Genomic DNA, 19,031 nt, shown 5'->3' with positions numbered 1-19,031 from the left:
GTGCATTGGCGGATCTTTCCGGCTCATGACAGTCCCCAGGGTTGCAGCAGCCGGCCCACCTGGGCCGCCAGGGCGCGGCTGTGCGCCAGGGCCTCGTCCGATGGCAGGTGCACGCAGGCCAGCGTGGTTGCGCCAGGTGGCGTGGCCGCGCCCGACAAACCGGCCAGCCGCCCGGCCAGTTGCCGCAGTTCGGCACGGGTCAGCTGGGCAAAGGCCAGCCGCAAGGCCGGCAGGCCGGCCAGGAAGGCGTCTTGCGGCCAGTGCGCAATGCCGTCGCTGAGCAGGCGCAGCAGCGGCGGATGACTGAGCAGCCAGCCCTTGGCCACGCGCACAAAGCCCTGCAGGTACTCGCCCATGGCGGCAGCATCGACCTGCGCCAGGCCCAGCATGGCGCGCAGGGCGGCATCGGTCTGCGCAATCTGCCAGCGGCCGGCCATGCTCAGGATGCCGGCGGTGGCGACGCGCACGCGCGCGGGCGTGCTGTCGGCGCCTGCCTCATGCAAGGCGGCACAGGCATCGTGGAACAGGCCGGCGTCGGCCCAGGGCACGGCGCGGCAGACCATGCCGTGCAGATCGGCCAGGGCATCCAGGGCCTGTGCCTGCTGGGATGCATCGCCCTCGCCCAGCCAGGGCAGGCGCAGGCAGGCCTGGGCAAAGCAGCGCCGCAGCAGCGGCAGCAGGCGCGCCAGGCCCACGCCGCCCAGCGCATGGCGGGCCTCGTAGGCCAGGGCCAGGCAGCCGGTGGCGCGGGCCAGGGCCAGGGCGTCGTGGCTGCGCTCCATCCAGGCCTGCACGGTGTCCAGCACCTGCTGGGCAATGCCGTCCAGGCCCATGACCAGCACTTCCAGCACGCGCTGCGCCGGCTCGGTGTCGGCGGTCTGCGACAGCCGCTCCAGCACGCGGTGGACAGCGGCCTCTTGCAGGCTGGAGCCGTGGCGCATGGCCTCGGTGAGTGCCACCGTGGTCTCGACCTGCCAGCCCAGCGTCCAGACCTCGCGCACGCGCGCCAGGCCGGTGCCCGCCACAAAGTCCGGTCCCGCCAGGCATTGCGCATAGGGCACGCCCAGGTAGCGCAGCCGGTGCAGTCCCTGCGACAGGCGGCGGTGACGGGCGCTGCGGTAGATGTCCAGCTCCTTGCGCACGGGTGCGGCAGGCCGCACGGGCAGGCGGTGGCGCAGGCAGAAGGCCTGTACATCGACCAGCAGCGGGGCGGCCGGCGCGTTGGGTGGCAGCTGGCCGTAGTCGTCGGCGTCCAGCAGCCATTGACCAGTCTGCTGCCCGGCCTGCGGCTCCATAGGCTGCGGACGCAGGGCCTGGGCATGCTCCTTGAACACGGCGCTGTCCAGCGCTTCCAGCAGCTCGGCCCGGCCGCCGTGGCAGGCGCGCAGTGCAGCCAGGCCATGGGCCAGGCGCACGGCCTCTGCCGCGTCGGGCAGGCTGGCGGGCAGGCCCCGGGCACGCAGGCCGTTCACGGTGCGTGCCGCCATCTCGGGCCAGGCCTGGGCATCGGGTTGCGAGGCGCCCTGCTCCAGCGCCTGCCAAACGCCCTGGTAGTAGCCGGGCATGGGCATGCCGGCCGCGTAGCCGCTGGCACGCTCCAGCCGCTGCAGCGTGTAGGGGATGAGATGCACGCCCACATCGATGGGCTGACCGGCCGCAGCGGGACGCTCGGGCGCCGACAGGCCAGCGGTGATGCCAGCCACGATGCCCGCCACATGAAAGCCGCCGCAGACCACCAGGCAGCGCCCGCCTTCGGCCAGGGCCTCGCGGACCTGGGCGGCCATGTGGGCCTCGCGAGCCCTGTCTTCGGCATCAGGGCCCGCGCCGCCCGCTGCCTCGTCCCGCTCGCGCAGCAGCTGGCTGAAGGCCAGCACGCCGGCAAAGTACGCCTGGGGCGAGGCGTCCTCATTGCCCGATTCGTAATGCCGGTCCCACCATTCGTCGAAGTCGCGGCAGCCGCCGGCCTGGATGAGGCCGGCCAGCACGTCGGGCGCGCGCCGCGAGGGCTCGTCGGCCAGCAGGGGTTCGGGCGCGCAGGCGAAGTAGTCCAGCTGCGCGGCCTGGGCCAGCCGCGCCGCATAGGGCAGGTCGATGAAGCGCACATGGCTGCGCAGCCGCACCGCCTCGCGCAGGGCCACCCATTCAGGAGAGAAGGCCGCAAAGGGCACATAGCAGCGGCAGCGCCAGTCGTCCTCCAAAGCGCCATTCGAGCCATTCGTTTCATGTGCGCCATCGCCGCCTGCCACGGTCGCATGCAGGTAGGCCGCCAGCGGCGGACGCGCCTGGGCGTGCTGCAGCGCAGGCAGCAGGGCATCGAGCTCGCCCGGGCCTTCGATCAGCACGTGGCTGGGCTTGAACTCGCGCATTAGCGCGCGCAGGTGGTGGGCGCAGCGCGGGCTGTGGTGGCGCACGGGCACCAGGCGCAGCTGCGGCAGCGGCGCCAGCCAGGCGATGGCCTCGGCGGCCTCAGTGCTCACGGCCGCCTGCGACAAAGTCCTGCCAAGCCGGCTGCCCTGCACGCTGGCGTGCCACCACGCGCAGGTATTCGGCGAAGCGGCGACGGTCCTCGTCGTCGTCCTTGATCACCGTGCCCAGCAGATGGCGCGCCAGGTGGGCCGGACCCACGCGCTCCTGCCCGAAGTACCAGCACTGGCAGGCGGCGTTGAAGGCCACGTCGATGGCCTCGGCCGTGGACAGCACGGTGCCCGGCCGCTCCACGGCCGTGCCCTCCACGCTGCCGCTGCGCAGCTCCTGGAAGGCCGTGGCCAGCAGGGCCAGCACATCGGGCGCGACGGTGGTGCCGATGCGCTGCTGCGCCAGTGCGCGGCCCACCTCCTGCCCTATCAATGCGGCCTGCGCGGCCACGCCCTCGAGCGGGCGCATGGTCTCGAAGTTGAAGCGGCGCTTGAGCGCGGCCGACATCTCGTTGACGCCGCGATCGCGCAGGTTGGCCGTGGCAATCACATTGAAGCCCGGCCGTGCCAGCAGCCAGGGCTGCTCGTGCTTGAGTTCGGGAATCTGCAGCAGCCGGTCGGAGAGCACGGGCACCATGCAGTCCTGCACTTCGGTGGAGCAGCGCGTGATCTCCTCGAAGCGCAGCAGCCGCCCTTCGCCCATGGCGCGGTGCAGCGGGCCGGGCACCAGGGCCTCGGGGCCGGGGCCGTCACGCAGCAGCAGGGCGTAGTTCCAGCCATAGCGGATCTGCTCCTCCACCACGCCGGCACCGCCCTGCACGGTGAGCTTGCTGTCGCCGCTGATGGCGGCGGCCAGCAGCTCGGACAGCAGGGACTTGGCCGTGCCCGGCTCGCCCACCAGCATCAGGCCGCGCTGGCCGGCCAGGGTGACGATGGCGCGCTCGACCAGGGCATCGTTGCCGTGGATCTTGCGGGCGATTTCGGGGCCGCCGCCATCCGGGGCCGGGCCGCCCAGGATGAAGCGCCGAACGGAGCGCGGGCTCAGGCGCCAGCCGTCGGGGCGCGGGCCCTGGTCGGCGGCCTGCAGGGCCGCAAGTTCCTGGGCGTGGGCCATCTCGGCCGGCAGCCGCTGGGCGGCAGGTTCCGGGGTGGGCGCTGCAATGCGTTTGGTGGCCATCAGTCGCTCTCTTTGGTGCTGGCCGATTTGGCGGCGATGGCCGCGAACTGCGCCATCAGCGTGGCCTGCAGCGCGCGCGGCCACTGCTGCGGCTGCAGCCGGGGCCAGCGGCCATCCTCGCCGCGGTGGCTGCTGTCATAGACCACGGCATGGGCGATGTCCACGCGGTGGTCCAGTTCCATGAACGGCATGTAGCGCCCGTGGTGAAGCTCGATGTACAGCTGCGGGCCTGCCAGGTCCAGCCTGTGCTCGTAGATGCCGGGGCCGTCCCCCACGGGGCCGGGGCGGTAGTTCCACTTGGCCAGCAGGCCGGACAGCGCGCCCTGGCGTATCTGCAGCGGGCCGGCGGGGTGCAGTGCATGGTTCTTCCACTGGCTGGCGTCGGGCAGTTGTGCGCCTGCGCCCAGCTGGTCGATCAGCGGCTGCAGCTCGTGGTCGGCCAGGCAGGTGCGCCAGGCCTCAACCTCGCCCGCTGCGGCATCGACCGGATGCCAGAGCAGCACCTGCGCATCGTCGGGCAGCTCCACGGCATCGTCTGCGGCATCGAGCAGGGAAAAGTCCTCGGCAATGCGAAAGCTGGCGCCCTGCTCCAGCCGCCAGATCAGGGTGCGGCCCATGATGCGCAGCAGGGGATGCTGCCGGAACAGGCGGCGCCAGCGCGGGACGGACCAGCGCTGTCCCGTCATGAAGGCGGTACCCATGCGCGGCGCCTGCTGCCTGGCGATGGCCTTGACGCCAGCGGCAACGGTCTTGAATTCGGCCTGTGCCGCATTCCACTGAAGGCGCAGCGATTCGTCCTTGAGCGCAGGCAGGGTCTTGGAGGCCTTGCCCTTGTCGCTCACCACGCGCAGGCTCAGGTCGCCCTGCAGCTGCAGGCGGTAGCGCTGCGGGCCCACCTCCAGCACCAGGCCTTCGCCGCCCAGGCCGAAATCGGGCGTCAGCTCGTCATACAGCTCGATCAGGCTCAGGCCGCGCCGCTGGGCGGCTGCCTCCAGCGCGTCATGCGCTGCCGCAATCACCAGGTCCTTGAGCTTGCGCGAGGTGGACAGGGTCTGGACCTGGGACAGCGCGTACAGCGTGTCCAGCGCACCGAGCTGCTCCACGGCGATGATGGCGCGCAGCTTCTTGCTCCAGCCCCAGGCCTTCACGGCGGCCACCAGGGTCTGCACCAGGCGGTCGTCGACATGGCCGTTGGCCAGTCGCAGCGCCCAGCGCGCCTTGGGCTCGCCCTCCAGGGCCACCCAGGCATTGACCAGGTGCAGGGACAGCTGGGCGCGGCTTTCGGCCGGCACATGGGCCAGCAACTGCTCCACCAGCGGCGGCAGCTCTTCCTCGGCCGTGGCCACCAGATGCAGCACGATGCGGGCCGCATGCCCGGACAGCGGCGCGAACAGGGCCAGGGTCTCTGGCTGGTCATAGGCCTTGATGCTGCTGGAAAAGCGCTTGAAGCGCGCCACGCGGGCCTCCAGTGCGTCAAGCGGCACCCTGCCCCCCTCCCCCTGCGCCACGGTCAAAGCACCCGGCACTGGCACACCCAGGGCCAGCAGCCGGCCCTCGACCATGCTTTCGGAGCCCAGGTCCAGGCCCGTGCGCAGCAGCGCCTGCAGCAGCGGTGCGACCCCGGGATCGGGGTGGACCAGCAGGATGTCGCGGCAGGCCAGCTGCATCGCCTTCTCGCGCCGCTGCAGCCAGGCGTTGGACTCGAAGACAGCGCCTACGGCCTGCGCATCCAGTCCCTGCATGAAGCGCGCCACCGCTTCGCGCAGCGCCCGCGAGCTGCTGGCAGCCAGCAGTTCGCCCAGCAGGGGCAGCCGGGCATGCAGCATGGCCGGGTCCAGCTGCGCCAGCAGCGGGGCCAGGCGCACGGTGGGAATCTCGCGCAGGTAGTCGGGCTGCTCGGCCAGCATCTGGTTGAGCAGTCCGATGAAGGGCTCGATCCGCGATTTCTGCAATATGCAGCGCAGCAGATGGGGCAAAAGCTCCGGGTAGCGTGCCGTCCAGATCTGCTGGGCGACCACCGCATCGAAGTGGTACTTGGGCTGCCATCCTTCGATCCAGGCGACGAAGGGCGCGGAATCCTCCCGCACCAGGCGGTCGAAAATGGGGATGAAGTAGTCGGCCGGCTCATGGTCCGCCCTGCCCAGCAGCAGGTTGACCAGTTCCAGGCGCCGCTGGGCATCGGCGCCCAGGTCCCAGCGCAGCGCGATCAGGCCCGGGTCTTCGTTGATGGGCTTGTCGTCGAACCAGTCGGGATGGCGGCGGTAGAAGTCGTACCAGGGCGCGCAGCGCTGCGGGTGCGGAACGTCGCTGTGCCGCTTCATGTAGACATCGCGGATGTCGGCATAGAGCGCGCCGCCGCGCTCGGCCAGCTCCATCAGGTCCTGGTCGTCCAGGCTGCCCAGCAGCAGCTTCCAGTCGGCTCTGTCATACCCGCCACCGGACTGGACGTTCAACTCTGCGGCCCAGTCCAGCAGCTGCATCACCCGTTCACGGCTGATGCCCGGGTACCAGAGCCAGCCGAACATGTCCAGGATGCGGATTTCACGGTAGTCGTTGTCGCCGTCCGGCGCAGGTGGACGGGCCAGGCTGGCGCGCGCCATCTGCTCGAACTCGGCCGCAAGCTCGGGGCTGTGGCGTGGAATGTCGCCGTCCAGGCTGCCGTCGATCCTGCGTCCGAAGGGGATGGTCTGCCGCGCGAAGGCCAGCCACAGGTCATGGTCATGGGTCCAGGGCAGATCGAAGTTGCCCAGGGCGCGGATGGGGTTGGAATAGTCGTCGAAGGCCTTGCGCGTGAAGGCGCCCACTTCGTCATGCCGGCCCGCGCGCATGCGGCTGGCCAGCACCTGGACCAGTTCGGCGGGTGGCAGCGAGGCGCTCAGTTCCTCCAGCGTGGCCTGGTCGGTGTGTTCTAGGGTCGAAGAGTTCATGGATTCAGGGGTTCTGGAGGGAGTCAAACCTGGGCTGCAGCCGCGCCCGCAGCGCGCGAGGCCAGGGCCTGGAGCATGGCGCACAGCGATGCCTGCAGCGGCAGCGGCCATTCGGCCGGGGGCAGCAGACGGTCGGCGGCCATGTCGCGCAGGGCAAAGCCTTCGATGTCGATCTCATGGCCGGGCTCGTAGTACGGCATGGCCGCGCTGTGCAGCAGTTCCACGCGCCAGCGCTGCACGGCAAAGTCCCGCAGGTGCAGGTAGATGCCGGGGCCATCGCACACGGGGCCGGCATGAAAGCGCCATGGCCCTGCCAGGCCGTCCAGCGCCTGCTGCGTGAGCCGTATCGGTGCCAGGGGCTGCAGCAGTTCCGGCTGCCACTGGCTGGCCAGCGGCAGGTCGGCGGGCGCATCGACCTGATCGACCAGGGCCTTGAGGCCGTAGTCGGCCAGGCATTCGCGCCACTGCGCACGCTCCTGTTCGGTGGCCTGCGCGGGGTGCCACAGGGCGATGCGGCCCTCGGCCGGCAGTTGCACCGCGTCGCTCTCGGCATCGACCAGGGACAGGTCCTCGGCAATGCGCAGGCTGAACGGCTGGCCGGCCGCGGGCTCCACCCGCCAGACCAGGCCCTGTGCCACCACGCGCAGCAGCGGGTGCTCCAGGAAGAGGCGGCGCCAGGTGTCCAGCGGCCAGTGCCGGCCCAGCATCAGGCAGGACTGCAGGCGCGGCGCCTGCTGCTGCAGCACGGCCTTGATGCCCTTGGACAGCGTCTTGAGCCGCGCGGCGGCCGCCTCCCACTCCGTGCGCAGGCCCTCGTCGTCCAGGGCCGGCAGGCTGCGCACCAGCTTGCCGGCCGGCGTGCGCAGGCGCAGCGACAGGTCGCCCTGCAGCAGCACGTCATAGGTCTGCGCGCCCACCTGCAATTGCACGCCCCGGCCCAGGTCGAAGTCCGGGGTCAGCTCGTCGCCGAGGTCGGCCAGCGCCATGCCGCGCCGCGTGGCGGCCTCGGCCAGCACGGCCTGCGCGGCGGCCAGCACGCTGGGCTTGAGGGTCTTGCCGGTGGCCAGGGCCTGCACGCAGGACAGGGCATAGACCGTGTCGAGCCGGCCCAACTGCTGCAGCGCGACCACGGCGCGCTCCTTGCGCGTCTTGTGCCAGGCCAGGGCGGCCGAGGACAGCACATCGACGATGCGGTCGTCCGCCGCGCCGGGCAGCAGCTTGAGCACCCAGCGCGATTCGGGCGCTCCATCGGCAGCCACCCAGTGCTGGACCAGGGCCAGCGCCAGCCGCGCACGGTTCTCCGCGCCGGCCTGGGCCAGCAGCTGGCGGGCCAGCGCAGGCAGCTCCTGCGGGCTGGAGGCCGCCAGGTGCAGCAGCGCGCGCGCGGCCTGGGCCGACAGGGGTGCGAGCAGGTCCAGCAGCGCCGGCTGGTCCAGCGCGGCAATGGCGGGCGACAGGCGCTGCAGGCTGGCGGCCTGGGCTTCAAGCTCTGCCAGGGAGCCGGCATCGCTGCCCGCTGGCATGGCCTCGCCGCCAGGTGACCCGGCTGCGTCCGCAACCGGGGCTGCGGCACCCAGATCCTTCAGTCGCGCCTGCACCGGGCCTTGCTCGGCCACGTCCAGCAATCCACCGGACAGCAGTGCCGACAGCAGGCTGCCAGACGCCGGATCAGGATGGGCCAACAGCACATCGCGGTAGGCCAGCACCAGGTTCTTGTTGGGCTTGGCCAGCCAGCCGGCGGCCTGGGGCGCATCCACGGGCAAGGCAGACAGCGCCTGTGCCAGCGCCGCACGCAAACCCTTGGAGGCACTGCCGGAGGCGGCCTTGCCCAGTTGCGGCAGCAGCCGCTGCAGCGTGTCCACGCGCAGCGCGGGCAGCAGGTGCGTGAGCGGGCCGGCGGCCAGCCGGGCCAGGTCGCCAGGGCGATCGGCCAGCAAGGTTTCGGCCACCGAGGCGTAGCCGGCGCGGTCGGATTCGTGCTTGCAGCCGTCTGCGCAGGCCGGCAATAGCAGCGGCAGCAGGGCCGGCCACCGGGCTTCCCACAGCCGCTGCGCCACGGCGGGATTGATCGCCAGGTGGCCCAGTTGCTTGAACCAGGCGGCCAGGGGCGCAGCGTCGGTCTGCAGCATGCGCTCCACCAGGGCATGGTCATGCGGCCAGTCATCGTCCGAGGCAAAGCACAAGGCCTTGAACAGGTCCTGGGCCAGCAGGTCGCGGCGCGCGGCATCGGCCGTCTCCCAGCGCGATGCGATCAGCACGGGCTCGGGCAGGCGCAGTTGGTCAAGCACGGCGGGGAATTGCGCAAAAAAATCCCGCCACAGCGCCCAGCGCTGCGCTGCAGGCCGCGTGCGCTGCAGCGGCAGCTGGCGTTGGACGATGTCGCGGCTGAGCTGGCCGCCGCCGTCCTCGATGGCCATGGCCAGCAGTTCGGGCTCGGGCAGCTGGTGCAGCAGGTGCTGCCACTGGCAGTAGTACTGCGCGCCGGGCGCAATGCCGGCCTTTGCGCTCAGTTCCCGCGCCCAGCGCAGCAGGGCGGTGATCTCGGCACTGGACATGCCTTCATGGCCCAGCACGCCAAACACCTGCCTGAGCACGAGGTCGTAGCCATCGCGCAGTCTCCAGGGCTGGTGGGTGCGGCTGCCCCAGTCATCCAGCCAGGCGCGGGCCAGTGCCGTCAGCTCTGCGGTCAGCTCGGCACTGCGCCGGGGCACGCCCGGGTTGCCTCCATAGAACTGTCCCAGCGGAAGGCTGATGCGCGCCAGCGCCAGCCACAGCGCGTGGTCACGCTGCCAGGGCGCATGCTCGCCGGGCAGCTGGTGCAACCGCTCCTGGCACAGGCTGCTGCTGTCGCGCAGGAAGTCCGCAACCCCGGCATCACGCCCCTGGGCCAGGCGCTTTGCCAGTTCGGCGGCAAAGGCCGGCATGCCCTCGCGCCCAGCCGGCGCGGCCGTGTGCAGTTCGTACAAAGCCTGCAGGGGAAGCGCTGCTGTCTCGTTGTTGCTCATGGTCTGTGGAGTCTTCGGTGATGGGCGATCGGCCGGCCAACGTTTCAAGGGAGCAAAGGTTCACAAAGACAAGGGCTCAGGCAGCCGCCTTGGCCGCCAGGGCCAGCCACTGGCCTTGCAGCGTGGCCAGCAGCGGCTTGGGCAGCCGCGCCGGGTCGGCGCTGGCCCCGTAACCCTTGCTCAGGTCGTGCACGCGCAGGCCTTCCACGGCCACGGGCAGGCCCAGGTCCAGGTAGGGCGGGAAATAGCCGTGCGACAGCTCCAGGCTCAGCTCCAGCGCGGGCAGGCGCCACACATGCTCGTTGATGCTGGGGCCATCGCCCACGGGGCCGGGCCGGTAGCCGAACTTCTTGAGCATGGCGCCGAGCTGCTCCTGCGCCAGCGTGATCGGCGCGGGCGGCAGCAGCATGCCGTTCCTGAACTGGCCTGGCGCGGGCTGCTCGGCGCAGGCGCCCAGCTGGTCGACCAGGGGCTCCAGCTCATAGTCGGCCATGTAGGCCTGCCAAGCCTCGCGCTCGCCGGGCTGGGCCGTGGCCGGGTGCCAGAGGCTGATGCTGCAGCCAGCGGGCAGGGCCACGGTTTCATCCTCCACATCGACCAGCGAGAAGTCCTCGGCCAGGCGGAAGCTGGTGCGCGCCAGGCCCGGCGCATCCTCTGCGCGCCAGATCAGGCTGCGCCCCACGATGCGCAGCAGCGGGTGGGCCACGAACAGCCGCTGCCAGCGATCCAGCGGCCAGCGCTTGCCGCTGACCAGGGCCGCCAGCATGCGCGGCGCCTGCTGCTTGACCACGGTCTTGAGGCTGGTGGCCAGGGTCTTGAGCTGCGCGGTGGCCGCCTCCCATTCGGGCTTGAGCGCCTCGTCCTTGACCGCAGGAATGGTCTTGCTGGCCTTGTTCCTGTCGTTGATGACGCGCAGGCTCAGATCGCCCTGCAGCTCCACGCGGTAGCTCTGCGGCCCGACCGTGACCGTCAGGCCCTGGCCCAGGCCGAAGTCGGGGGTCAGCTCGTCGAAGAGCTCGGGCACGCTCATCTTGCGGCGGGCAGCGGCGGCACGCAGGGCGCTGCGCGCCGTGCGCTGCACCTGGTCCTTGAGCGAGCGCGATTCGGAGATCTCCTGCACGCGCAGCAGAGCGTAGAGGCTGTCCATCTCGCCCAGATGCTCGACAGCGGCGGCCGCGCGCTGCAGGCGCGGGCGGTTCCAGGCCTGGACGGCGGCCACCAGCGCATCGACCACGCGGTCATCGGCATGGCCGGGCAGCAGCCTGAGCGCCCAGCGCTGCTTGGGTTCGCCCTCGCAAGCAATCCATTGCTGCACCAGGGCCAGCGCCAGGCGGGCACGGTTGTCGGCCGGAATGCGCGCCAGCAGCTCGCCGGCCAGCGGCGGCAGGCCGCCTTCGGCAATGGCGGACACATGCAGCAGCACGCGGGCCGCGTGCTCGGACAGAGGCGCGCACAGCGCCAGCAGCTCGGGCGTGTCGAAGGGCTTGATGGCCGCGCTCAGGCGCTTGATGGAGGCGAGCTGGGCTTCCAGGTCCACACCGCCAGCGGCAGACGCTGGCGATGCGGCATCCGCCTGGCTTTCTTCCGATGCCGAGGCGCCCTGCCCGGTCAGGCCCAATTGGTTCAGCCGCTGCTGCACGCTGCTGGCCGAGGCCGCATCCAGCTTGCCGCCGGCCAGCAACTGCGCCAGCAAGGGACCGACGGCGGGGTCGGGGTGGGCCAGCAGCACGTCGCGGCAGGTCAGCAGCAGGTTCTTGGGCGGCTTGTTCAGCCAGCCGGCATCCACCAAGCTGGCCAGCGGAATATGGGCGGCCAGGCCGGCCATGGCGGCGCGCAGGCCCTTGGCGCTGCTGCCTGCGATGAGCGGGGTCAAGGTGGGCAGCGTGGCCTTCAGGCTGGCGGTGTCGAACGCGGGCAGCACATTGACCAGGTCCTTGACAGGCACCTCGGCCAGATCGGTCGGTCGGCGGGTCACCAGTTCGCGGATCGCGCTGCGGTAGCGGCGCAGCTCGTCCTCGCGGTCGCAGTGCTGGGCAATGGCCGGCAGCAGCAGGGGCAGCAAGGCGGCATCGTCCTGCTTCATGACATGCATGGCCAGCGCCAGGCTGATCCGATAGCCGCCGTTCTCACGCAGCTGCCTGGCAAAGGGCGCGGGATCCTCGGCCATCAGGCGGTCCAGCAGCTGCAGCGCACGGGTACGCTCCCCGCCCTGGGCATGGCCCAATTGGCCCATCAGGGTGCCCGCCAGTTCCTCACGCCGTGGGGCATCTGCGCTGGCCCAGCGCTGCTCTATCAGGTCCGGTTCGCCTATGTAGGTCTGGTCATACAGCTCGGGATGCGCGGCAAAGAAGCCCATCCAGGACTTCCAGCCCTGCCCCTTGGGCTGCTTGGGTTGGCGCTCTTCGCGGTAGTGCACTATCACATCGGCGAACAGCTTGCCGCCCACGGCGGCGTAGCGCTGCAGGTCGGCATCGTTCAGCTGGGCGATCAGCCGCTTCCAGGGCGCGTGGTACTCGGTGTCGGGCTTGTACTCACCTTCCTTGCGCAGGGCCAGCGTCCAGTCCAGCGTGGCCGTCACTTCCTCGTAGGGCATGCCTGGATAGCAGAGCCAGGGCACCAGGTTGCCCAGCACCATGCCTATGCCTTTGAAGACCGGCAGATCCGCGCTGCGGGCATGGGCCAGCCATTGCTCGGCCATCACGCGCACTTCGGCGGCCACCTTGGCATTGGTCAGCTTCTCGCTGAGCCCTGCCGGCGCATGGCCGCGCGGCACCGTGAGCCGTGCCAGGGCCAGCCAGCGCTCACCGTCATGTGTCCAGGGCGATTCGCTGCTGTTCAGGCGCCCCAGCATGTAAAGGCAGCGCTCCTCGCAATCACGCAGGAAAACCTGCACCTCATCGGCCCGCCCGTCATGAAGCCGGGCATCAAGTTCGGCGGCAAAGGCCTCTTCGCTGAGGCCTTCGTCCAGCCGGTCATAGAGATCGCTCAGGGAAGCTGCGTGAAGATCGGTAGTGCTCATAAAGATGAGGAGATGAACAATGTGGGCAGCCGCAAACCGGGGCCTGCCGGGATGGAGACGGGGGTGGAGCCTGCACGGGATGGACGCAAAGGTTCTTGATCCATTCGGACAGTTCCTCGGAAAACTCACAGATTCATGCCCTGCGTATGTCGTCAGCTTCGGAAAAATCTGTAGCGCCGTCGGCAAGGAATGCGCCATTGTTCAGCGGCACGCGCGCGGCGCGGGCGCCGATCTTGTCAGGTCGCGGACCCGGGCACTTGACAGGCTGTCAAGCAGCCGACTGCCACCGCTGCGGGCAATGGACTGTACTGGGGACTTTTCGCCCAGGCGTACTGCCCGGCCCCGCCATGCCGCCGATACCATGGACCGCGACATGACCCCGGAGACACCCCATGCCCATGCCCCTGTCCCAGACGCACAAGCTCTTTGACGACGACGCCTACCTGGACCGCTGCGAAGCCACCGTGATCGCGGTCAGCCCCGAAGGCATCGAGCTGGATGCCACGGTCTGCTATGCCCGCAGCGGCGGCCAGGCCGGAGACACCGGCACGCTGATCCTGGCCGACGGACGCAGCCTGGCGGTCATCGACACCGTCTATGCCGATGACCGCCAGCGCATCCTGCATGTGCTGCAGACCGATGCGCCGCCCCAGGTCGGCGAGCGCGTGCAGGTAGCCATCGACTGGGACAGGCGCCACCGTCTGATGCGCCTGCACACCTGCCTGCACCTGCTGGGCGTGCTGGTGCCCGTGCCCGTGACGGGCTGCAGCATCTCGCCGGACTCGGCACGCCTGGATTTCGACCTGCCTGAATCCACGCTGGACAAGGCCGATCTGACGGAGCGCCTGAACGCCCTGATGGCCGCCAGCCATGCCGTGAACGTGGACCGCATCACGCCCGAGCAATTGGCCGCCCAGCCCGATCTGGTACGCACCGCAGGCGCGGCGCCCCCCGGCGGCACGGCGACGATCCGCATCATCGACATCCCCGGCCTGGACCGCCAGCCCTGCGGCGGCACGCATGTGCGCAGCACGGCCGAGATCGGCACGGTGGCCGTCACCAAGATCGAGAAGAAAAGCCGCACCAACCGGCGCGTGGTCGTGCAGTTCGCCTGAGGCCTGCCGGACCTGCCTGGCCTGTCTTGGCTGCCGCCCCGCGCCTCAGGACATCCAGGACCTGGGCGCCGAGGGGCCACCCGGCTCACGGGACCCCTCGCCGCCCGGAGCCACCCCTTCGGGCTGGCTGCCGGACTTTCGCATCAGCTGCAGGATCTGATCGAGCTTGTCCTGCTCGACGGCGATCGAGTGCAACCTGAACAGCACGTACGGAATGAGGACGCTGGCACAGGCCATGCCCGCCAGCGCCGTCTGTTGCTGGGAGCTGTCGACGAAGAACGCCGTCAGCAGAAAGATGGCGCCAATGACAGCGCCTATGAAAATCATCACTCTCATAAACCCCCTCTATGTGCCGCAATCGTACCCAAATGTGACTGAGGTGAGTAGAGGCATGCGAGCTGTGGGGTTGCCCGTCGCCAAAAGACGACGGACGGCAAGTGATTCCCGGCGACAGCCACCGCGCATACCGTGCCGGCGTGACGCCATACCGCATGCTTGGAGCGCAGGTCTTCGAACTGTTTTGACTTGATTCAAATCAACCCGCCCTCCCCCATCCTGTCTATGCTGGAGGCAGCCATACAAAGCATCCATGGCGACAGACCGCCTGCCGGTCCATGGCCACCGGATGCCAGCCACCTCACCCGCTTTTCAAGGAGAAAACAATGGCAATGCAATGGAAACCCGTCCTCTTGGCCCTCGCAATGACTGCCGTCGCCGCGCCTGTGCTGGCCGCCGACTGCGCCGTCGAGATCGAAGGCAATGACGCCATGCAGTTCAACAAGCCCACCATCAGCGTGCCCGCCAGCTGCAAGCAGTTCACGGTCAAGCTCAAGCACGTGGGCAAGCTGCCCAAGACGGCCATGGGCCACAACTGGGTACTGAGCAAGACGGCCGACCTGCAGCCCGTGGCCAATGACGGCATCGCCGCCGGCGCCGCCAAGGACTTCGTGAAGGACAAGGACGCCCGCGTGATCGCCCACACCAAGGTGATCGGCGGCGGCGAGACCGACTCCGTGACCTTCTCCACCGCCGCCCTGAAGGCGGGCGAGGCCTACAGCTACTTTTGCTCCTTCCCCGGCCATTCCGCGCTGATGAAGGGCACGCTGACGCTGGCCAAGTAAGCCGGCGATCTGCCCTGGCCCGGGACCTTGCGCCCCGCGCCCTACCCGGCGGCACTTCGGTGCCGCTTGTCGTTTCCGCCCCTCACATTTGCGGGACCGGGCAAGCCGCGCTTGCCTGGCCTGCCGGTCCCTGCCGATGCATGCCGATCCGTGCCGTTGTGCGTCGCCTCTCAGTGCCGGCTGGCGGTCCTGCCGTGCGGGCGGCCCTGCATTTCCATGCAACCCTTTTGCATCAGGCGCAGCAGCAGCTGGGTCCAGCTGGCGTCGGCCCATTTGGTGCTTTCCAGCACCAGGGACCGTGCCGACTGCAGGCCGTCGCCGGACTGCAGCTCCACGCGGAAACTGCCGCGTTCACGCTGGGACGTGACGGCCACCACGCTGCCCAGCAGGGCGATATCGAGGGAAGGGCGCGGGCCTTGCGGGCCGTCCAGGTCCACGCGCAGCACGCAGCCGGGGCGAAGTTCGTAGGTCCAGCGGTGGTCGGCATGGCCGGCCGCGCCCATGGCGTTCATTTCGGCAAGCCGCTGCTCCTGCGTCATGTCGTAGGGGCTGATGATGGGCGCCTGCTGCTGCGGGTAGCCCTGCACGCCGTCCAGGCAGGCGGCCATGAAGACCACGGCCGCCGCGCATGCCAGCAGTTTCCAGGCGCAGCGCGGGGCCCGTCGTTCAACGCGGTGCATGGGCAGCTCCTGCGTCTTCGTCGCCGGGCACCTGCAGCGACACGTCAACGCGCATGGCCAGCACCTTGTCGATGGCCTTGCCGTCCATGTCCACCACCTCGAAGCGCCAGCCTTCCCATTGCACGGTGTCGGTGACACGCGGCAGCCGGCCCGTGAGCAGCATGACCATGCCGGCCAGCGTGTGGTAGCGGCCGCGCTCTTCCTCGGGCACGGTGGCCAGCTCCAGCCGGTCCTTGAGCTCGGGCACGGGGATGTGGCCGTCCAGCAGCCAGCTGCCGTCCTCGCGCTGCAGCGCCCAGGAGTTGCGCGGATCGCGGGGCTGGAATTCGCCCGTGATGGCCTCCACCAGGTCCTGCAGGGTGACGATGCCCTGGACCTCGCCGTACTCGTCGATCACGAAGGCCATGTGCACGTCGGACAGCCGAAAGCTCTCCAGCAACTCCATGCCGGTGATGGTCTCGGGCACATAGAGCGCGGTCTGCATGGGCTGGTCGGTCAGGCCCTGATCCTTGCCCTGCAGCGCGCGCGACAGCCACTGGCGCGCGTTGAGCACGCCGATGATGGAGTCCATGCCGCCGCGCACCACGGGAAAGCGCGCGTGGTCGGACTGCTCGATCACGCGCAGGTTGTCCTCGAACGGCGCATCGGCATCCAGGCAGACCACGTCGCTGCGCGGCACCATCAGCGAGCCGATCTGGCGGTCGTCAAGGCGGAACACGTTGCGCACCATGGTGTGCTCATGCGATTCGATGACGCCGGCCGTCGTGCCTTCGGCCAGCATGGCGTGGATCTCTTCCTCCGTGACGGCGCTGCCGCTGTTTTCCTTGACGCCCAGCAGGCGCAGCAGCGCATGGGTGGACACGGACAGCAGCACCACGAAGGGCTTGGTCAGATGGGCCAGCCAGTTGACTGGGCGTGCGATCAGGCGCGCAAAGGTCTCTGGGTAGGTCTGGCCGATGCGCTTGGGCACCAGCTCGCCGACGACGATGGAGAAATAGGTGATCAGCACCACCACCAGCGCCGTGGCCGTGTAGCCGCCATAGGGCGCGGGCACGCCCAGGCGCTGCAGCCACTCGGCCAGGGGAGCGGCCAGCGCGGCCTCGCCGACGATACCGTTGAGCACGCCGATGGAGGTGATGCCGATCTGGATGGTGGACAGGAAACGCGTGGGGTCGGCCCCCAGCTGGGCGGCTGCGGCGGCGCCGGCGTCCCCCTCGTCTATGAGTTTTTGCAGGCGAGCCTTGCGCGCCGTCACCAGCGCGATCTCGGACATGGCGAAGACGCCATTGAGCAGGATCAGCGCAAAAAGAATGGCAATTTCCATGATGCTTGTTCTGGGAACCGGGAGCCGCCGCTGCGGCAAAAAGGGCCCATGCTGCGCTGGGTCCGGAGAGATTGGAAGCGATAGGCCAGCCCCGCAGACGGGGCATGCCGGACAGGACCGGCGAACGGCGTGGATGCCGCATGAGCCGACCCGGCGGAGCCAACGGCCCCGGCAGGTCGCAAAGGGGATCAGGCCGCCCGGGGAGGCCGGTCGGGCGGGGCCAGGCTGCGCCACGGTCCTTCGCGAAGGCTGCTGGCGACATGGCGATCGGCCTGCAGCCGGGGGGCATCCACGCCATCGACGGCATGCATGACATCGGGGAGGTCCTGCTGATCGTCCATCAGCGCATGGTCGAAGTCATCGAGCAGGGAGGCCGTGTCCACCAGCGGCGTTGCCGTGCGCTGCACGCTGGCGCAGGCGGCGCCGGCCGGCTCGCAAGCGGCCCCCGGCAGGGCCCGCCATGGCACAAGCCCCAGCGTGGACAAGGCCACGCTGACGACGAAGTGCAGGGAAAAAGCCACGATGAACCATCTGGACATGGTCCGGGGATTTTATCCATGCGCCGCACCCGCGGGCAGGCACCGCGCCTGCCCACCGCTGCCTGCCACTGTCCACGGCTGTTCGCCGTTTCCTACAAGCGGCGCGCCGGCGCCGTGGAAACATGCGCCACGGCCCACTCTCCGCCCTTTGCCATGAAAGCACTCCATACCCTTTTCACCGTCGTGCACGCGCTCATCGCCCTGCTGTTTTCGCTGGCGGCCATCGCCCTGCTGTGGATTGCAGGCCTCAAGGGCTGGAACGCCATGGCGCATGGCGTGGATGGCGATTCGGGCCTGCGCATCGTCGAGGCGCTGGGCATTCTGGCCTCGGGCGTGGTCGCGCTGCAGATCGCCCAGACCATCACCGAAGAGGAGGTCATACGCGAGGCCCATATCAGCGGCCCCACGCGCGTGCGCCGGTTTCTCTCGCGCTTTCTGGTGGTGCTGGTCGTGGCCCTGGCCGTCGAAGCCCTGGTCGCTGCCTTCAAGACGCAGGAAGAGCCGGCCCACCTGCTCTATCCCGCCGCCCTGGTCAGCGCCGTGGGTGTCCTGCTGCTGGGCTGGGGTGCCTTCATCCACCTCAACCGCTCCGCCGAGGAGCTGGAGCCCGAGGCCATGGAACAGGCCAAGGGCGAGGACCACAAGGTGAACAAGGATTGATGGCAGGCAGCTTCCCTTCGGGTTGCCTGCATTCGTGCGAACAGGCCCTAATATGGGTATCAGCCCTTGAAGCAATTCATGGAAGGTGGATGCCGCCCGCCCCGGCCGGCAACGCACAGGAGCCCGCCATGCCCGAATCTCTTGCCCCGACGGCCGCAACGGCCTTGCCCGACGCGCAGCCCTCCTCGCCACGCCAGGAAAAACTGTCCGATGTCAGCGAGACCTTGCGCATTCCACTGGCCGCCCGCGCCCTGGGCGAGCGGCTGTTTCCCGGCATGGCCGTCAGTGACGCCCACGCCTTGGACACCCTGACCCAGCTGGGCGACGACGGCAGCCGGTGGCTGCAGGACCGGCAGAGCATCTACGGCGTGCTGGCGCGCACGCACTGCTTTCGCGCGCTGGCGCAGGACTTCTTGCAGCGCCAGCCGCAGGGCCATGTGGTGAACCTGGGCTGCGGCCTCAGCGACTATTTCCAATGGCTGGACAACGGGCAGATGCACATGACGGATGCGGACCTGGGACCGGTGACCGCGCTGCGCAGGCAGCTGCTGCCCCGGCAATCGGAGCGCCAGGAGATCCGCGAATTCGACCTGGCCGATGCCGACTGGTGGCAGCGGCTGGGACTGCCGGCCGACAGGTCCGGGCCTGCGGTGTTCATGATGGCCGAGGGCGTTTCCATGTACCTGCAGCCAGAGCAGATGCAGGCGCTGTGGACCACGTTTGCGCAACGCAGCCCGCCGGGCTCGGAGCTGGTGTTCGACGCCATGTGCTGGCTGGCGGCCGGGCGCGCAAGCCAGCACCCTTCGGTCCGGCTCACCCAGGCCCAGTTCCATTGGGGCCTGCGCCGCGAGGCCGATCTGGCGCAAGCCCATCCCCGCCTGCAGCTGGTGGCCGCGCACCAGGTGATGGAAGGCTACGGCCCGCCCTACTCGCTGGTGGGGCCGGCATTCCGCTGGACCTTTGGCGTGCACTTCTATGCCATCTACCAGCTGAAGTCGGTCGAGACGGCGGCTTAGGCCGATTGCGCAGCCGCAACGAAAGATGCCCGGT

The 19,031-nt window shown here is 69.6% G+C and carries 13 protein-coding genes; 4 read left to right on the top strand and 9 right to left on the bottom strand.

The annotated features are described in order from the left end of the window. Positions 1-23: 23 nt before the first annotated feature. The 5 genes from U6958_RS14835 to U6958_RS14815 form a co-directional block, all read right to left on the bottom strand. Entirely contained in the window at positions 24-2,477 is a 2,454-nt protein-coding gene (locus tag U6958_RS14835) for a DUF5682 family protein (protein ID WP_074921361.1), read from the bottom strand. Then, on the bottom strand, positions 2,467-3,591 hold the full coding sequence (locus U6958_RS14830; RefSeq protein ID WP_046241649.1) for an AAA family ATPase: 1,125 nt from the start codon (positions 3,589-3,591) through the stop codon (positions 2,467-2,469). The genes U6958_RS14835 and U6958_RS14830 overlap by 11 nt, the downstream gene beginning before the upstream one ends. Continuing rightward, on the bottom strand, positions 3,591-6,518 hold the full coding sequence (locus U6958_RS14825) for a DUF4132 domain-containing protein (protein WP_074921329.1): 2,928 nt from the start codon (positions 6,516-6,518) through the stop codon (positions 3,591-3,593). Before U6958_RS14825 ends, U6958_RS14830 begins: the two co-directional genes overlap by 1 nt. A 23-nt stretch (positions 6,519-6,541) precedes the next feature. Next, complete coding sequence (locus tag U6958_RS14820) at positions 6,542-9,523, bottom strand: DUF4132 domain-containing protein (RefSeq protein ID WP_074921330.1); 2,982 nt, start codon at positions 9,521-9,523, stop codon at positions 6,542-6,544. Between the two features lie 76 nt (positions 9,524-9,599). After that, entirely contained in the window at positions 9,600-12,542 is a 2,943-nt protein-coding gene (locus U6958_RS14815; RefSeq protein WP_074921331.1) for a DUF4132 domain-containing protein, read from the bottom strand. Positions 12,543-12,934: 392 nt separating this feature from the next. Here U6958_RS14815 and U6958_RS14810 point away from each other — a divergent pair, with 392 nt between their 5' ends. Next, the gene (locus U6958_RS14810; RefSeq protein WP_074921332.1) at positions 12,935-13,657 is read left to right on the top strand and encodes an alanyl-tRNA editing protein; all 723 of its coding nucleotides are present in this window, start codon (positions 12,935-12,937) and stop codon (positions 13,655-13,657) included. Positions 13,658-13,702: 45 nt separating this feature from the next. On the opposite strand, the gene U6958_RS14805 is transcribed toward U6958_RS14810, so the two are convergent. Beyond that, positions 13,703-13,984 (bottom strand): hypothetical protein, encoded by a 282-nt coding sequence (locus U6958_RS14805; protein WP_244160464.1) that lies wholly within the window; start codon positions 13,982-13,984, stop codon positions 13,703-13,705. Positions 13,985-14,319: 335 nt separating this feature from the next. Between U6958_RS14805 and azu the strand changes: the two genes are divergently transcribed. After that, complete coding sequence (azu, locus tag U6958_RS14800) at positions 14,320-14,778, top strand: azurin (RefSeq protein ID WP_016446217.1); 459 nt, start codon at positions 14,320-14,322, stop codon at positions 14,776-14,778. 170 nt (positions 14,779-14,948) lie between these two features. Here the strand turns inward: azu and U6958_RS14795 are convergent, their stop codons facing one another. From U6958_RS14795 to U6958_RS14785, 3 genes are all read right to left on the bottom strand, one after another. Then, positions 14,949-15,458: a hypothetical protein gene (locus U6958_RS14795; RefSeq protein WP_016451614.1), complete on the bottom strand. Its 510-nt coding sequence runs from the start codon at positions 15,456-15,458 to the stop codon at positions 14,949-14,951. Next, the gene (locus U6958_RS14790; protein WP_016446219.1) at positions 15,445-16,782 is read right to left on the bottom strand and encodes a hemolysin family protein; all 1,338 of its coding nucleotides are present in this window, start codon (positions 16,780-16,782) and stop codon (positions 15,445-15,447) included. The genes U6958_RS14795 and U6958_RS14790 overlap by 14 nt, the downstream gene beginning before the upstream one ends. Before the next feature lie 188 nt (positions 16,783-16,970). Continuing rightward, positions 16,971-17,321: a hypothetical protein gene (locus U6958_RS14785; protein ID WP_074921334.1), complete on the bottom strand. Its 351-nt coding sequence runs from the start codon at positions 17,319-17,321 to the stop codon at positions 16,971-16,973. Positions 17,322-17,474: 153 nt separating this feature from the next. Here U6958_RS14785 and U6958_RS14780 point away from each other — a divergent pair, with 153 nt between their 5' ends. Continuing rightward, positions 17,475-17,981, top strand: a complete 507-nt coding sequence (locus tag U6958_RS14780; RefSeq protein WP_026061999.1) for a hypothetical protein — start codon at positions 17,475-17,477, stop codon at positions 17,979-17,981. A 128-nt stretch (positions 17,982-18,109) separates the two neighbouring features. Next, a complete protein-coding gene (locus tag U6958_RS14775) occupies positions 18,110-18,997 on the top strand; it encodes a class I SAM-dependent methyltransferase (RefSeq protein ID WP_016446222.1) in 888 nt (295 codons plus the stop codon). Positions 18,998-19,031: the final 34 nt, after the last annotated feature.

It is taken from the genome of Delftia lacustris (assembly GCF_040267515.1).
Classification (GTDB): domain Bacteria; phylum Pseudomonadota; class Gammaproteobacteria; order Burkholderiales; family Burkholderiaceae_C; genus Comamonas; species Comamonas tsuruhatensis.
Note: the sequence above shows the minus strand (reverse complement) of the source record. Positions and strands in the feature narration are given on the sequence as shown.

Bases quoted from the DNA above. Each gene is read 5' to 3' on its own strand.
- U6958_RS14810 (WP_074921332.1), top strand. From the start codon at position 12,935: ATGCCCATGCCCCTGTCCCAGACGCACAAGCTCTTTGACGACGACGCC.
- U6958_RS14780 (WP_026061999.1), top strand. From the start codon at position 17,475: ATGAAAGCACTCCATACCCTTTTCACCGTCGTGCACGCGCTCATCGCC.
- U6958_RS14805 (WP_244160464.1), bottom strand. From the start codon at position 13,984: ATGATTTTCATAGGCGCTGTCATTGGCGCCATCTTTCTGCTGACGGCG.
- U6958_RS14815 (WP_074921331.1), bottom strand. From the start codon at position 12,542: ATGAGCACTACCGATCTTCACGCAGCTTCCCTGAGCGATCTCTATGAC.
- U6958_RS14775 (WP_016446222.1), top strand. From the start codon at position 18,110: ATGCCCGAATCTCTTGCCCCGACGGCCGCAACGGCCTTGCCCGACGCG.
- U6958_RS14785 (WP_074921334.1), bottom strand. From the start codon at position 17,321: ATGTCCAGATGGTTCATCGTGGCTTTTTCCCTGCACTTCGTCGTCAGC.
- U6958_RS14825 (WP_074921329.1), bottom strand. From the start codon at position 6,518: ATGAACTCTTCGACCCTAGAACACACCGACCAGGCCACGCTGGAGGAA.
- U6958_RS14790 (WP_016446219.1), bottom strand. From the start codon at position 16,782: ATGGAAATTGCCATTCTTTTTGCGCTGATCCTGCTCAATGGCGTCTTC.
- U6958_RS14830 (WP_046241649.1), bottom strand. From the start codon at position 3,591: ATGGCCACCAAACGCATTGCAGCGCCCACCCCGGAACCTGCCGCCCAG.
- azu (WP_016446217.1), top strand. From the start codon at position 14,320: ATGGCAATGCAATGGAAACCCGTCCTCTTGGCCCTCGCAATGACTGCC.
- U6958_RS14795 (WP_016451614.1), bottom strand. From the start codon at position 15,458: ATGCACCGCGTTGAACGACGGGCCCCGCGCTGCGCCTGGAAACTGCTG.
- U6958_RS14820 (WP_074921330.1), bottom strand. From the start codon at position 9,523: ATGAGCAACAACGAGACAGCAGCGCTTCCCCTGCAGGCTTTGTACGAA.